Raw genomic sequence first — 14,777 nt, forward strand, 5'->3', positions numbered from 1 at the left:
GATGAACAGGCTTCTGCATAGGCTGCGCGGCGTTTTTCAGCCGAGCTGCCCATTACCGAGGTGTTTCACCCGGCGTTTCACCTCTTCCTGCTTGCCGGCGTTGAACGGCCGGGCATCGGGGCTGCCGAGATAGCCGCACACCCGGCGGGTGACCGAGACCTTGGCCGAGTCGTGGTTGCCGCATTTCGGGCAGATGAAGCCTTTGCTGGTGCAGGAGAATTCACCGGTGAAGCCGCATTCGTAGCACTCGTCGATCGGCGTGTTGGTGCCGTAGTAAGGCACCCGGCTGTAGCTGTAGTCCCACACGTCTTCCAGCGCCTTCAGGTTGTGCTGCAGGTTCGGGTACTCGCCGTAGCAGATGAAGCCGCCGCTGGCCAACGGCGGGTAGGGCGCTTCGAAGTCCAGCTTGTCGTACGGATTGACCTTCTTCTCCACGTCGAGGTGGAAGCTGTTGGTGTAATAGCCCTTGTCGGTGACGCCCGGCACCACGCCGAAATCGGCGGTGTCCAGCCGGCAGAAGCGATCGCACAGGTTTTCGCTCGGCGTGCTGTAGAGGCTGAAGCCGTAGCCGGTCTCGTCTTTCCAGGCGTCGACGGCGGCGCGCAGCCGTGCGACGATCGCCACCGCTTTGGCGCGCAGCGCCTCGTCGTCATACACGTGGTTTTCGCCGCCGAACAGCGCGTTGATGGTCTCGTGCAGGCCGATGTAGCCCAGCGAAATTGAAGCGCGGCCGTGCTTGAAGATATCGGCGATGTTGTCGTCGGCCTTGAGCCGCACGCCGCAGGCGCCTTCCATGTACAAGATTGGCGCCACCCGCGCCTTGATGCCTTCCAGCCGGGCGATGCGCGTCATCAGCGCCTTTTTCGCCAGCTGCAGGCGCTGATCCAGCAGCGTCCAGAAGCGCGACTCATCGCCCATCGCCTCCAGCGCGATGCGCGGCAGGTTGAGGCTGATGACGCCGATGTTGTTGCGGCCGTCGTGCACCAGTTCGCCGTCCTGCTCGTAGGTGCCGAGGAAGCTGCGGCAGCCCATCGGCGTTTTGAACGAGCCGGTGACCTTCACCACCTGATCGTAGTTGAGGATGTCCGGGTACATGCGCTTGCTGGCGCACTCCAGCGCCAGCTGCTTGATGTCGTAGTTCGGGTCGCCGTACTGGTGGTTGAGGCCGTCGCGGATGGCGAACACCAGTTTGGGGAACACGGCGGTCTTGCGGTTTTTGCCCAGCCCGGCGATGCGGTTTTTCAGGATCGAGCGCTGGATCAGGCGCGACTCCCAGCTGGTGCCGAGGCCGAAACCGAAGGTGACGAACGGCGTCTGGCCGTTGGCGGTGTGCAGGGTGTTGACCTCGTACTCCAGCGACTGGAAGGCGTCGTAACACTCTTTCTCGGTGCGCGCCATGGCATAGCCTTTGGCATCCGGGATCTGCCACTCTTCCGCCACCTGCAGGTGTTTGCGGAAGCTCTCGTCGACGAACGGCGCCAGAATTTCATCGATGCGGTTGATGGTGGTGCCGCCATAAATATGGCTGGCGACCTGAGCGATGATCTGCGCGGTCACGGCGGTGGCGGTAGAGATCGACTTCGGCGGCTCAATCTCGGCGTTGCCCATCTTGAAGCCGTTGGTCAGCATGCCTTTCAGATCGATCAGCATGCAGTTGAACATCGGGAAGAACGGCGAGTAGTCGAGATCGTGGTAGTGAATTTCGCCGCGTTCATGGGCCAGCACCACGTCGCGCGGCAGGATGTGCTGCTTGGCGTAGTGTTTGGCGACGATGCCCGCCAGCAGGTCGCGCTGGGTGGGGATCACCTTGCTGTCCTTGTTGGCGTTCTCATTCAGCAGCGCGCGGTTGCTTTGCTCGACCAGGCCGCGAATTTCCTGGTTCAGGCGGCCGCGCAGCTCGCGCGCCACGTCGCGATCGTGGCGGTATTCGATATAGGCGCGCGCCAGCTGTTTGTACTCGCCGGCCATCAGCTGGTTTTCCACCGCCTGCTGGATCTCGTGGATATCGACGCGCGGCTGTTGCTCCATGCGCTGAGCGACCACGCGGGCGACGGTGGCGCAGTAGTCGGCGTCGACCACGCCCACCGCCAGCGCGGCGCGCTCGATGGCCTGCGCAATGCGCGCTTCGTCAAAAGGTACCTGGCAACCGTCCCGCTTAATCACTACTGGTTTCACGTTGTACTCCTTGTTCCCCGAGGGAGCGTTCATACCCGCCTGACGCGGCGAGCAACCGTCAAATTTCGCTTATCCACAGGGCAAAGCCGCAGCGCGCAAGGGCTGTGGCGACGTGTGGATGATTTTGTGGATAACTACTATATATAGGTGTTCGTAATTCCTAATGCACTATATATAGATATTGGCGCGATTCTTTTGATGTAGAACAAGGAAAACGGAAGAGCGTGCGTAAGCTGAACAGACGTCAATCGCCCGTTGGCCGATCGCGAAAATGTTCCAGCAGAAAGTCGACCCAGACGCGCACCCGCGGCGGCAGATCCGCTGAGGCGTAATAGAGCCACAGCTGCACCGGGCGCGGCCAGCATTGCGCCAGCACCGGCCGCAGCGTGCCTTGTTCGAAGTGCTTTTCAACGTACCAGCGCGCCAGGTTGACGATACCGAGCCCGGCCAGCGCCGCATCCAGCAACATCTCCGGCCGGCTGACCACCAGCCGGCCGTTCAGATCCAGCGCCAGCGTTTCGCCCTGATGGCGCAGCTGCCATTTGACGTGGCGGCCGTTGCCCGGGTTACGGTGCAGCAGGCAGTCGTGGCGCAGCAGATCGTGCGGCGTTTGCGGCTCACCGCGCCGCGCCAGATAGTCGGGCGAGGCCGCCAGCACCATATGCATCGGGTAGAGCGGGCGGGCCACCAGCCGGCTGTCGGGATCGACCCGGCTGCCGATGCCGACGTCGAAGCCTTCGCCCACCAGGTTCACCACCCGGGCGTCCAGCGACAGATCGAGATCGATCTGCGGATAACGCGCCAGAAATTGCGGGATCAACGGCATCAGCATCTGGCGGCCGAAGCCGGGGATCATGCTGACGCGCACCACCCCGGCCGGCGCCTGCCGTTCGCCGCCGGCGCTCTCCAGCGTGGCCGCCAGCGCCTGCCACAGCGGCGCCACCTGCGCCAGCAGCGCCTTACCCTCGTCGGTCAGCAGCACGTTGTGGGTGTTGCGCTGAAACAGCCGCAGCGCCAGCTTCTCTTCCAGCGCGCGGATGTTTTTGCTGACCGCCGCCGGCGTGACGCCCAGCTGGCGAGCAGCGGCGGAGAAATTTTGCGCCTGCGCGGCGGCGAGGAAGGCCGGCAGCAGGCGGTGCACGTCAAAGGGCAGCGACATAGTGGTTGATACTTTCAGTTGAAATTGAAGTGACCTTTAACAGCCTACACCCGAAGCGGCGGAAATGGAAAAATGCCCTCATCTTCTTATGACCGAGGAATCGTTATGTCGCGCATTTTAGTGTTAACCGCCCACCGCACCCCCGACGAGTCGCGCATCAACAAAGCGCTGATCGAGGCCGTACGCCCGCTGCCTAACGTGACCGTTCACGAACTGATCCGCGCGTACCCGGATTACCGCATCGACGTGGCGCGCGAACAGGCGCTGCTGCAGAGCCATGATGCGGTAGTGATGTTGTTCCCGTTTTATTGGTACAGCTCGCCGGCGATCCTCAGCGAATGGCAGGATGCGGTATTAACCTACGGTTTCGCCTACGGCAGCGAAGGCACCCAACTGCACGGCAAGCCGCTGCAGCTGGTGGTGAGCACCGGCGGCAACGCGCAGGCCTATACGGCGGAAGGGTACAACCGTTATCCGGTGCAGGATCTGCTGCTGCCGTTCCACGCCATGGCCAACCTGACCGGCATGGATTATCTGCCGCCGCATCTGGTGCAGGGCGTATTCGACATGAGTGATGAACGCCTGGCGCAAGAGGCCGCCGGGGTGGTAGCGCTGCTGGGGAAATGGTAGGGCGCAGCGCTCGCCGCGCCCTGCGGGGTTAGTCTTCGAGCAGCCACCACACCGCTTCGAACGGCCGTAGCGTCAGCGCCTGCGGCTGGTCTGCCGAGTCGCTGTAGTTGCTCATCAGCGGGCGCCACTGGGCGGAAGGCTCCACGCCCGCCGCCGTCCAGGCCTGCGGCTCGCGGCTCAGGTTGGCCGCTACCAGCAGGCGCTGGCCGTTCCAGCTGCGCTGATAGCACCACAGCGCCGGGTGTTCCGGTGCCAGATCCTGATAGTCGCCGTGGGTCAGCAGCGGGTATTGCTTGCGCAGGGTGATCAGCTGGCGGTAGGCGTAAAACACCGAGTCGAGGTCGGCCAGCGCCGCTTCGGCGTTGATCTGCGGGTAGTTCTCAGCGCAGCCGATCCACGGCGTGCCGGTGGTGAAACCGGCGTGCGGCGCGGCGCTCCACTGCATCGGCGTGCGGCCGTTGTCGCGCGATTTGTCGGCCAGGATCGCCAGCAGCTCGGCGTCGCTGCGGCCCTGGGCGCGCAGTTCAGCGTACATGTTCAGGCTTTCCACGTCGCGATACTGCTCGATGGCGCGGAAGCCGGGGTTGGTCATGCCGAGTTCTTCGCCCTGATAGATATAAGGCGTGCCCTGCATGCCGTGCAGCACCATCGCCAGCATTTTGGCGGCCGGCACTCGCAGTGCGCCTTCATCGCCGAAGCGTGACACGATGCGCGGCTGATCGTGGTTGCACCAGAACAGCGCGTTCCAGGCGCGGTTATGCATCCCTTGCTGCCAGTGGCGGAAGATCTGCTTCAGCTCCACGTAATCCGGCGCCGCCCGCGTCCATTTTTCGCCGCCCGCGTAGTCCACCTTCAGATGGTGGAAGTTGAAAGTCATCGACAGCTCTTCACCGCTCTGCGCCGCGTATTGCTGGCAATGCTCGAGTGTGGTGGAGGACATCTCGCCCACCGTCATCAGGCCGCGCGGCTGGAACACGTCGCGGCTCATCTCCTGCAGGAACTCGTGGATGCGCGGGCCGTCGGTGTAGAAGCGGCGGCCGTCGCCCTGGCTGTCAGACGGGAAGTCCTGCTGCTTGGACACCAGGTTGATCACGTCGAGGCGCAGGCCGTCGACGCCTTTATCCGCCCAGAACTGACACACTTTCTTCAGCTCTTCGCGCACCGGCGGGTGTTCCCAGTTGAGATCCGCCTGCTCGGCGGCGAACAGGTGCAGATAGTACTGGCCGCTGTCGGCGTGCCACTGCCAGGCGTTGCCGCCGAACTTGGAGCGCCAGTTGTTCGGCGGCGTATCCCCGTCGCCGTCGCGCCAGACGTAAAACTGGCGATACGGGCTGTGGCGATCCTGCGCGGCCTTGAACCACGGGTGCTCGGTCGAGGTGTGGTTGAACACCATGTCCATCACGATGCGGATGCCGCGCTGGTGGGCGGCGGCGACCAGCTGCTCGAAGTCCGCCATCGTGCCGTAAGCCGGATCGATGGCGCAGTAGTCCGCCACGTCATAGCCATTGTCCACCTGCGGCGATACGTAGACCGGCGTCAGCCAGATGGCGTCGACGCCCAGCTCCTGCAGATAGTCCAGCCGCCGCGTCACGCCGGCCAAATCGCCGTAGCCGTTGCCGGTGCTGTCCTGAAAACTCTTCGGATAAATTTGGTAGATGACGCCGTTCTGCCACCAGGGGGTTGGGTTGCTCATAGTTCAATACCTTTGAATCGTGACAACGAGCCTGCGCGAGCAGGCTCCTACATTCATATTGCGTCAATCAAACCGGCAGCTCGCCGCGCGCGGCCTTGCGTTTGTAGACCATGATGGTCAGCACCAGCGGGATGACGATCGCCACCAGAATCGCCAGCGAGTAAATCAGCCAGAACTGCGGCTTGATAGACAGAATGCCCGGCAGACCGCCGACGCCGATGCCGTTGGCCATCACGCCGTCCAGCCCGCAGATAAGGCCGGCGATCGCGGAGCCGATCATCGCGCACAGCATCGGGAAGCGGTATTTGAGGTTAATGCCGTACATCGCCGGTTCGGTCACGCCGAGGTAGGCGGAGATCGCCGCCGGCACCGAGATTTCACGCTCGTTGGCCTTGCGGCTGATGATGATGATGCCGAGCACCGCCGAAGCCTGCGCGATGTTGGACAGCGCAATCAGCGGCCACACCGGGGTGCCGCCCATGCTTTGGATCATCTGCATGTCGATAGCCAGCGTGGTCTGGTGCACGCCGGTGATCACCAGCGGCGCATACAGGAAGCCGAACAGCGCGGCGCCCACCGGGGCGAAGCTGCCGGTCATCACCGCTTTCACCGCCCAGGCGACGCCGTCGCCGATCATGCGGCCGAACGGCCCGATCAGCGCGTGCGCCAGGAACACCGCCAGCAGCAGCGAGACCACCGGCACCACCACCAGATAGAGATAGTCGGGGACGATCTTTTTCAGCCGGGTTTCGATCCAGCCCAGCGCCATGCCCGCCAGGATCGACGGGATCACCTGCGCCTGATAGCCGACTTTCTGGATCACGAACCAGCCGAAGTTCCACACTTCCGGCGTTTGCTGGCCGAGCAGGTAGGAGTTCATCAGCTGCGGCGACACCAGGGTGACGCCCAGCACGATGCCGAGCACCGGCGTGCCGCCCATCTTTTTCACCGTCGACCAACAGATGGCCACCGGCAGGAACATGAAGATCGCTTCGCCCAGCAGCCACAGGAAGTCGTAAACGGTTTTCCACGCCGGGTGCATCTGCGCCAGCGTTTGGCCGCCGGACATCGGGATGTCGCCGATCACGTTGCGGAAACCTAGGATCAGACCGCCGCTGATCAGCGCCGGCAGCAGCGGGAAGAAGATCTCGGCGAAGTGGGAGATGGTGCGCTCGGTCCAGGTCATGTTCTGGCGCGCCGCCACCTTGGCCTGTTCTTTGTCGGCCTCGTTGACGCCGGTGCTGGCGATCAGCGCCTGATAGTAGTCGCCGACGTCGGTGCCGATCACCACCTGGAACTGCCCGGCGTTGGTGAAGCAGCCTTTGACCATCGGCAGCTCTTCGATCTCTTTCGGTTTCGCCTTATTGGGATCGTTGAGGACGAAACGCAGCCGGGTAATGCAATGGCTGACGGTGGCGATGTTCTCGCGGCCGCCGACCAAAACAATCAGGCGATCAATATCCTGCTGTTTTACTTTGCTCATTATGGGATACCTGCAGAGGTGTTGACTGAGTAATGATCAAAGCTTAGCCACTCGGCTTTTTGAATGAAATGGGAACGTTCCCGGTTTGGGGCGAGGATCACAAAATGACAAAAAATGGTCAATTTCTAATCAGGGAGTCAGGAAAGTTTGCTGGGCACCACCAGGCGGCGGATCCCCTGTTCGCCGCTGAGCTGCGCCAGCAGCTGCTGCGCGGCCAGCAGGCCGGCGCTGCCGTAGCCGAACTCCACCGACAGAGTGTCGGGGAACAGGAAGCTGAGCAGCGGGGTGTTGCCGATGGCGCACACCTGAATGGCGCGCGCCGGCTGCTGCTGCAGGTACTTGATCGCGCCGAGGGCGATGCTGTCGGAGGCGCAGATCAGCGCGCTGGTGTGCGCATCGATCACTTCGGCGGCGTGCTGGAAACCGCTCTGGTAACTCAGCTCGCCCAGCGTGGCGCGCGGCGTGAGCTGGAGGCGTTCACAGGCGTCGAGATAGGCCTGGTAGCGGCGCTGGCCGGTGGTGGCGTCGCTGAGCTGCACCCCCAGATAGCCGATATGCCGATGCCCCTGCCGGTACAGACGATCCATCAACAGGTTCACCGCGCCGGCGTCGTCGTAGCAGACGGACGAGAAGCCGTCGTATTCGCGCACCATCACCACCATTTTTTCCTGCCATGGTTTGAGCATCGCCGCGGTCAGGCCGGTGAAGCCGAACAGGATCACCCCGTCGACGTTGCGCTGGCGCAGCACGTGCAGGTGCTCCTGCACCAGGCGGGTTTCGAACTGGCTCTCCATCACGATCGGGTCGAAGCCCTGCTGATACAGCAGCGGCAGCATGGTGCGCACCGCCTGGTTCTCCGACGGCGAATCGAGACGGGAAACGATAATGCCCACCACTTTGTCGCTCTGGCCGCGCATGGCGCGCGCCGACTTGGAGGGGGTAAACCCTTGCTGACGGATCACCGCTTCCACCCGTTCACGGGTTTGCGGGCTCACGCTGCCTTCATTGTTCAACACGCGTGAGACGGTGGATTTGCCTACGCCGCTCAGGCGTGCGATGTCCTTGATGGTCAGCCGGTTTTGCATGGTTTACTTTTCGTTGAAGTGGACAGGCGTAACATCACGGCCTGTAAAACAATGCCCGTCAGCATAGCTCATTTTCCTACGGGGATCTTGATGCAAAACGGGATTGTTGCACTGCGCTGAACGGCCGCTCCTGCCGCTCTGTTTTTCCCTTTACCGGAGGTTATACCCCATATGGACCCCGACCCGACTGCTTTAGACACTCACTCGGTTCTCCGGTAAAACCTCTCCGCCTGGCGCTGCTGTTTTACCGGTGAAGTACATCACGGTAACCGGTAGCGCGCGCTTCGTCGTTCGCTCCTGCTGCTGAAAAAAATAATAAGGATCTGCGTTGGCAGAGGCTTTTTGGCGCACCCGCCATCCGCCCGGCCGATGACGATCCCCGTTTACCCGCTGCCGTGAGGCACCGGGCGATGAGGTGCGAACCATGAAACTGAAAAAACTCCCCCGTCAGCTGCTGGGCCTGTTCGCCCGCGGCCTCCCGCGCCGTTTGGTGCGCCGCGACAGCCTGCTGGACGGCGTCAGCGGCGCTGCGCGCGATATGCCGGCCGGCCTGGCGCAGCAGCGGCTGGAATGCGCCGCCGCAGAGACGATGCAGCTGTTTGAGCGTTTTCACAGCCACCCGGAAGGCATCACCGCCCATGAGGCGGAACAGGTTCGCCGGCGCTGTGGCGAGAACGTCATCGACGATCAGCAGAAAGAGGCCTGGTGGCAGCACCTGTGGCACTGCTACCGCAACCCGTTCAACCTGCTGCTGACCGCGCTCGGCATGATCTCTTACGCCACCGAAGATCTCACCGGCGCCTTGGTGATCGCGCTGATGGTGCTGATCTCCACGTTGCTGAACTTCATCCAGGAGGCGCGCTCCAACCGGGCGGCCGATGCGCTGAAGGCGATGGTGAGCAACACCGCCACGGTGATCCGCAGCGATGCGCTCACCGGCAGGAGCGAGCATGTGGAGCTGCCGATCGCGCAGCTGGTGCCGGGCGATATCATCAAGCTGGCGGCCGGCGACATGATCCCGGCAGATCTGCGCGTGCTGTCGGCCAAGGATCTGTTCATCAGCCAGGCGGCGCTGACCGGCGAATCGCTGCCGGTGGAAAAATCCGCCGCGCCGCAGTTGCCGGCGGCCGATCCGCTCGACTGCCGGAACCTGTGCTTCATGGGCACCAATGTGGTCAGCGGCACCGCGCTGGCGATGGTGATCGGCACCGGCGGCAGCACCTATTTCGGCCAGCTGGCGCAGCGCGTCACCAGCCAGGATGAGCAGCCGAACGCCTTCCAGAACGGCATCAGCAAGGTCAGCTGGCTGCTGATCCGTTTTATGCTGGTGATGACGCCGATCGTGCTGCTGATCAACGGCTACACCAAGGGCGACTGGTGGGAAGCGGCGCTGTTCGCGCTGTCGGTGGCGGTCGGGCTGACGCCGGAAATGCTGCCGATGATCGTCACCTCGACGCTGGCCAAAGGGGCGGTGAAACTGTCGCGCCAGAAGGTGATCGTCAAACGGCTGGACGCCATCCAGAACTTCGGCGCGATGGACATTCTGTGCACCGACAAGACCGGCACCCTGACCCAGGACAAGATCGTGCTGGAGCGCCACACCGATGCGTTCGGCTCCGGCAGCGAGCGGGTGCTGCGCTACGCCTGGCTGAACAGCTTCTACCAGACCGGGCTGAAAAACCTGCTCGACGTGGCGGTGCTGAGCTGCGCGGAGCAGAATCGGCAGCCGGAGGCGCTGCAAAACTACCGCAAGGTGGATGAGATCCCGTTCGACTTCGTGCGCCGCCGCATGTCGGTGGTGGTGGCCAAAGACAACGAGTATCACGAGCTGGTGTGCAAGGGCGCGCTGGAAGAGATGCTGGCGATTTGCAGCCACGTGCGCCACGAAGACGAGGTGATCCCGCTGAGCGAGGCACTGCTGGCGAGGATCCGCCGCATCACCGACGATCTCAACCAGCAGGGGCTGCGGGTGGTGGCGGTGGCCAACAAGATCCTGCCGGCGCAAACCCATGAATACGGCGTGGCGGACGAGTCGGATCTGATCCTCGAAGGCTACGTCGCCTTCCTCGATCCGCCGAAGGAGAGCACCGCGCCGGCGCTGGCGGCGCTGAAACAGAACGGCGTCACGGTGAAGATCCTCACCGGCGACAACGAGCTGGTGGCCGCCAAAGTGTGCCGTGACGTCGGGCTCGAGGCCGATCATCTGCTGCGCGGCAGCGAGATCGAGCAGATGGACGACGAGCAGCTGGCGCAGGCGGCGGCGCGCACCACGGTGTTCGCCAAGCTGACGCCGCTGCACAAGGAGCGCATCGTCAAACTGCTGCGCCGCCAGGGGCACGTGGTGGGCTTTATGGGCGACGGCATCAACGATGCGCCGGCGCTGCGCGCGGCCGACATCGGCATCTCCGTCGATTCGGCGGTGGACATCGCCAAGGAAGCGGCGGACATCATCCTGCTGGAAAAAAGCCTGATGGTGCTGGAGCAGGGGGTGATCGAAGGGCGCCGCACCTTCGCCAACATGCTGAAATACATCAAGATGACCGCCAGCTCCAACTTCGGTAACGTGTTCAGCGTGCTGATCGCCAGCGCCTTCCTGCCGTTCCTGCCAATGCTGCCGCTGCACCTGTTGATTCAGAACCTGATGTACGACATCTCGCAGATCGCCATCCCGTTCGATAACGTCGACGACGATCAGATCACCCAGCCGCAGCGCTGGAACTCCGCCGATCTGGGGCGGTTTATGGTGTTCTTTGGGCCGATCAGTTCGATCTTCGACGTGCTGACCTTCAGCCTGATGTGGTGGGTGTTCAAGGCCAATACGCCGGAAATGCAGACGCTGTTCCAGTCCGGCTGGTTCGTGGAAGGGCTGCTGTCGCAAACGCTGATCGTGCACATGATCCGCACGCGCAAAATTCCATTTATCCAGAGCCGACCGTCCTGGCCGCTGTGCATCATGACGCTGGCGGTGATCGCCACCGGCATCGGCCTGGTGTTCTCGCCGCTGGCCGGCTTCCTGCAGCTGCAGGCGCTGCCGCTCGCCTACTTCCCGTGGCTGGTGCTGATCCTCGCCGGTTACATGGTGCTGACCCAGTGCGTGAAAGGCTGGTTCGTGCGCCGCTACGGCTGGCAATAACCCGTTCGCCCCCTCCGGCCGGGAGGGGGCAACTGTGATCCCGTCCGCTTTTTCACCGCAACGGTTGGACATCTGTTCTGTGCTGAGTCTTTATCTACAGCGTTGGCTGTTTTCCCCTGCGCCTTTCAAGCCACCGCGTTGTTGGCTGTACGCCCGCCCCCCAGTTACTTAGCAGACCTAAGCGCCTGGGGATGCGGGCGCTTGCCGCCTAGCGGTGGTTTGAAATTCATTGGGGATATTTTGTTTTTTTCCTCTGAGGAATTTCCGATGCACAGACCTTTCCGTTATACGCTACTGGCTTCATCGTTATGGTTTTCTTGCGGCGCGCTGGCGCAGCCGGCGGGTGATTTGCCGCTGATGCCCTGGCCGCAGCAGGTGGAAGTGACGCAACCGGCGGGCAAACTGATTTTGGATCACCGGCTGTCGTTAAGCCTCCAGGGCGATGATTTGGGCGACGCGCTGCCGCGCTGGCGCCAGCGCATCGAACTGCAGACCGGCTGGACGCTGGCGCCGAGGGAAGAAGCGAACGGCGCGGCGATCAAGGTGGTGATCAAGGATCGGGTGGCGGCGCAGCCGCTGCCGGGCAGCGACGAAAGCTACCGGCTGGCGGTCACGCCGCAGGGCGCCACGCTGACCGCCAACACCCGCTTCGGCGCGCTGCGCGGCATGGAGACCCTGCTGCAGCTGCTGCAGACCGACGGGCAAAACACTTTCCTGCCATTGGTGGACATTCGCGACGTGCCGCGTTTTCCGTGGCGCGGCGTGCTGCTGGATTCGGCGCGCCATTTCCTGCCGCTGCCGGACATTCTGCGCCAGCTTGACGGCATGGCGGCGGCCAAGCTCAACGTATTCCACTGGCACCTGACCGACGATCAGGGCTGGCGCTTCGCCTCCGAGCATTACCCCAAATTGCAGCAGCAGGCCAGCGACGGCCTGTTTTACACCCGTGAGCAAATGCGGCAGGTGGTGGCTTACGCCACGGCGCGCGGCATTCGCGTGGTGCCGGAGATAGACATGCCGGGGCACGCCTCCAGCATCGCGGTGGCCTATCCCGAGCTGATGAGCGCGCCGGGGCCGTATCGCATGGAGCGCGAGTGGGGCGTGCATAAGCCGACGCTAGACCCGACCCGCGACGAGGTTTATCAGTTTGTCGACACGATCGTCGGTGAATTGGCAGAGATCTTCCCCGATCCCTATCTGCACATCGGCGGCGACGAAGTGGACGCCAGCCAGTGGCGGGCGTCGCCGTCGATACAGGCGTTTATGCAGCAGAACGGGCTGGCGGATACCCATGCGCTGCAGGCCTACTTCAACCAGAAGCTGGAAAAGATCCTCGAGAAGCACCAGCGGCAGATGGTCGGCTGGGATGAGATCTACCACCCGTCGCTGCCGCGCTCGATCGTCATTCAATCCTGGCAGGGGCAAGACTCGCTGGGCGCCAGCGCGCAGGATGGCTATCAGGGCATTCTCTCCACCGGTTTCTATCTCGATCAGCCGCAAAGCACCGCCTATCACTACCGCAATGAAATTCTGCCGCAGCCGCTGGGGGTCGAGACGGCGGTGCAGCCCGGCGAGCAGGCGCAAAGCTGGCGTTTCAGCATGCAGCGCCTGAAGGGAAGCGCGGTGGAAGGCAGCTTCACGCTGATCGAGGGCAAGCAGGGCTGGCGCGGCTTTATCGATTTCAACGGCAAGTCACGCCGCGCGGTGCACGACATCGTCTGGCGCACGCCGCAGCAGGTGACGTTCCGCGTCGATACCTGGATGGGCGACACGCGGCCGGTGTTTACGCTGCAACAGGACAAGCTCAGCGGCTATACGCTGGTCGGCAACGTGCGTTACCCCACCAGCGGCGACAAGCTGGCGGCGGCGCCGGCGGGCAAGATGCCGGTGGTGCCGGACGAGAAGGGGCAGGCCAACATTCTCGGCGGCGAAGCGGCGCTGTGGGCGGAAAACGTGCGCGCGCCGCTGCTCGATCTCAAGCTGTGGCCGCGCGCCTTCGCGGTGGCGGAGCGGCTGTGGTCGGCGCAGGACGTCACCGATGAGAACAACATGTACCGGCGGCTGGCGGCGATCGACGCCTGGTCGGTGGTGTCGGTCGGCCTGCAGCAGCACGCGGAAACGGCGCGCGAATTCACCCGGCTGAGCAACAGCGTGCAGATCCTGCCGCTGCAGATCCTGGCCGAGGCGGTGGAGCCGGCGCAGTATTACACCCGCCAGCATCTGAAGTTCCAGGCCGGCAACTATCATCAGTTCGAACCGCTGAATCGCTTTGCCGATGCGCTGCCGCCGGAGAGCGAGGCGGTGCGCGAGATGCATGCGCAGGTCGCGGCTCTGCTGAAGGATAAGCGCGATAAGGCGGCGGCGCAGGCGCTGCGCGAACGGTTGCAGCGCTGGCAGGCGAACGGCGCTGCGCTGCAGACGGCGATCGCGGGCAACCGCGCGCTGCGGGAGCTGGCGCCGGTGGCGCAGGATGTCGATGCTTTGGCCATGCTGGGCTTAACGCTGCTGGAGCGCCATCAGCAGGGCAAACCGCTGAGCCGGGCCGAAGCCGAACAAGTGCAGCGCCGGCTGGATGCGGCGGCGCAGACGCGCGACGAAGTGGTGATTGCGGCGGTGTACCCGCTGGAGGCGTTGCTGCGGGGGATGCAGCCGCAATGAGGCGGACGGGCTCGTGTGAGCCCGGATCCCTACAGCTGCAGCGGCGGCAACTGGGTGAAAATGCTGACCAGCCCTTCGCCCCAACCCTTGCGGATGGCGCTGAAGTACGGATGGTCTTCGGTAATGCGGTATTGCCGGGTATGGCTGAAGCTGTCGCGCGGGTAGATCATCACGTCGAGCGGCAGCCCGACGGACAGGTTGCTGCGCAGGGTCGAATCCAGTGAAATCAGCGCGCATTGCATCGCTTGTTCCAGCGGCGTGTCGTAGTGCAGTACCCGGTCGATGATCGGTTTGCCGTATTTGCTTTCGCCTATCTGAAAATAGGGCGTGTCGCGGGTGGCTTCGATAAAATTGCCTTGCGGGTAGATATGGAACAGCCGCATCTCTTCCCCGCTAATTTGGCCGCCGAGCAGCAGGTTGCAGCTGAAATCGGTGGTGCTGCCGCTTTGCTGCGCCTCACTGTCGCGCTGGATCACCTCGCGCACCGTTTCCCCCACCAGCGTGGCGGCGTCGTAGAGGCTGGGAGCGTTGAGCAGGTTGGGGCGTTCGGCGTCCTTGCTGCGGTGCAACAGCAAACTGATGATGCTCTGAGTGGTCGCCAGGTTGCCGGCGCTTTGCAGCACCAGCGTGCGATCGCCGTCCTGTTGGAACACGTGCAGTTTGCGGAAGGTGGAAATATGATCCACCCCGGCGTTGGTGCGCGAATCGGACGCAAAGACCAGCCCGGACGACAAACGCATGGCCACACAGTAGGTCATACT

Annotated in this window: 9 protein-coding genes; 3 read left to right on the top strand and 6 right to left on the bottom strand. The window is 63.3% G+C overall.

What is annotated here, in order from left to right; translation table 11 throughout:
* Positions 1 to 36: 36 nt before the first annotated feature.
* Together nrdD and MMS95_RS00280 are read right to left on the bottom strand one after the other, a co-directional pair.
* Positions 37 to 2,175 carry an anaerobic ribonucleoside-triphosphate reductase gene (nrdD, locus tag MMS95_RS00275; RefSeq protein ID WP_242141278.1) on the bottom strand — a complete coding sequence of 713 codons (2,139 nt, stop codon included), beginning with the start codon at positions 2,173 to 2,175 and terminating at the stop codon, positions 37 to 39.
* A gap of 244 nt (positions 2,176 to 2,419) precedes the next feature.
* Positions 2,420 to 3,334, bottom strand: coding sequence for a LysR family transcriptional regulator (locus MMS95_RS00280; RefSeq protein ID WP_171453233.1), 915 nt, complete (start codon positions 3,332 to 3,334; stop codon positions 2,420 to 2,422).
* Between the two features lie 105 nt (positions 3,335 to 3,439).
* Here MMS95_RS00280 and MMS95_RS00285 point away from each other — a divergent pair, with 105 nt between their 5' ends.
* Positions 3,440 to 3,964 carry an NAD(P)H-dependent oxidoreductase gene (locus tag MMS95_RS00285; RefSeq protein ID WP_166730533.1) on the top strand — a complete coding sequence of 175 codons (525 nt, stop codon included), beginning with the start codon at positions 3,440 to 3,442 and terminating at the stop codon, positions 3,962 to 3,964.
* Between the two features lie 28 nt (positions 3,965 to 3,992).
* Here MMS95_RS00285 and treC read toward each other — a convergent pair whose 3' ends face one another.
* The 3 genes from treC to treR all read right to left on the bottom strand — a co-directional run bounded on the left by treC (position 3,993) and on the right by treR (position 8,225).
* A complete protein-coding gene (gene treC, locus MMS95_RS00290; protein WP_166730534.1) occupies positions 3,993 to 5,657 on the bottom strand; it encodes an alpha,alpha-phosphotrehalase in 1,665 nt (554 codons plus the stop codon).
* 67 nt (positions 5,658 to 5,724) lie between these two features.
* Entirely contained in the window at positions 5,725 to 7,140 is a 1,416-nt protein-coding gene (gene treB / locus MMS95_RS00295; protein WP_033631654.1) for a PTS trehalose transporter subunit IIBC, read from the bottom strand.
* A 137-nt stretch (positions 7,141 to 7,277) separates the two neighbouring features.
* Positions 7,278 to 8,225, bottom strand: a complete 948-nt coding sequence (gene treR, locus MMS95_RS00300; RefSeq protein ID WP_048325897.1) for a trehalose operon repressor TreR — start codon at positions 8,223 to 8,225, stop codon at positions 7,278 to 7,280.
* A gap of 424 nt (positions 8,226 to 8,649) precedes the next feature.
* Here treR and mgtA point away from each other — a divergent pair, with 424 nt between their 5' ends.
* Together mgtA and MMS95_RS00310 are read left to right on the top strand one after the other, a co-directional pair.
* Positions 8,650 to 11,358 (top strand): magnesium-translocating P-type ATPase, encoded by a 2,709-nt coding sequence (gene mgtA, locus MMS95_RS00305; RefSeq protein WP_242141279.1) that lies wholly within the window; start codon positions 8,650 to 8,652, stop codon positions 11,356 to 11,358.
* Between the two features lie 267 nt (positions 11,359 to 11,625).
* Positions 11,626 to 14,016 (top strand): family 20 glycosylhydrolase, encoded by a 2,391-nt coding sequence (locus MMS95_RS00310; protein ID WP_242141280.1) that lies wholly within the window; start codon positions 11,626 to 11,628, stop codon positions 14,014 to 14,016.
* Between the two features lie 29 nt (positions 14,017 to 14,045).
* Here MMS95_RS00310 and MMS95_RS00315 read toward each other — a convergent pair whose 3' ends face one another.
* Positions 14,046 to 14,774 carry a proteasome-type protease gene (locus MMS95_RS00315; RefSeq protein WP_076740857.1) on the bottom strand — a complete coding sequence of 243 codons (729 nt, stop codon included), beginning with the start codon at positions 14,772 to 14,774 and terminating at the stop codon, positions 14,046 to 14,048.
* Positions 14,775 to 14,777 lie beyond the last annotated feature (3 nt).

Origin of the sequence: Serratia sp. PGPR-27, from assembly GCF_022678525.1 — a bacterium.
Classification (GTDB): domain Bacteria; phylum Pseudomonadota; class Gammaproteobacteria; order Enterobacterales; family Enterobacteriaceae; genus Serratia; species Serratia nematodiphila.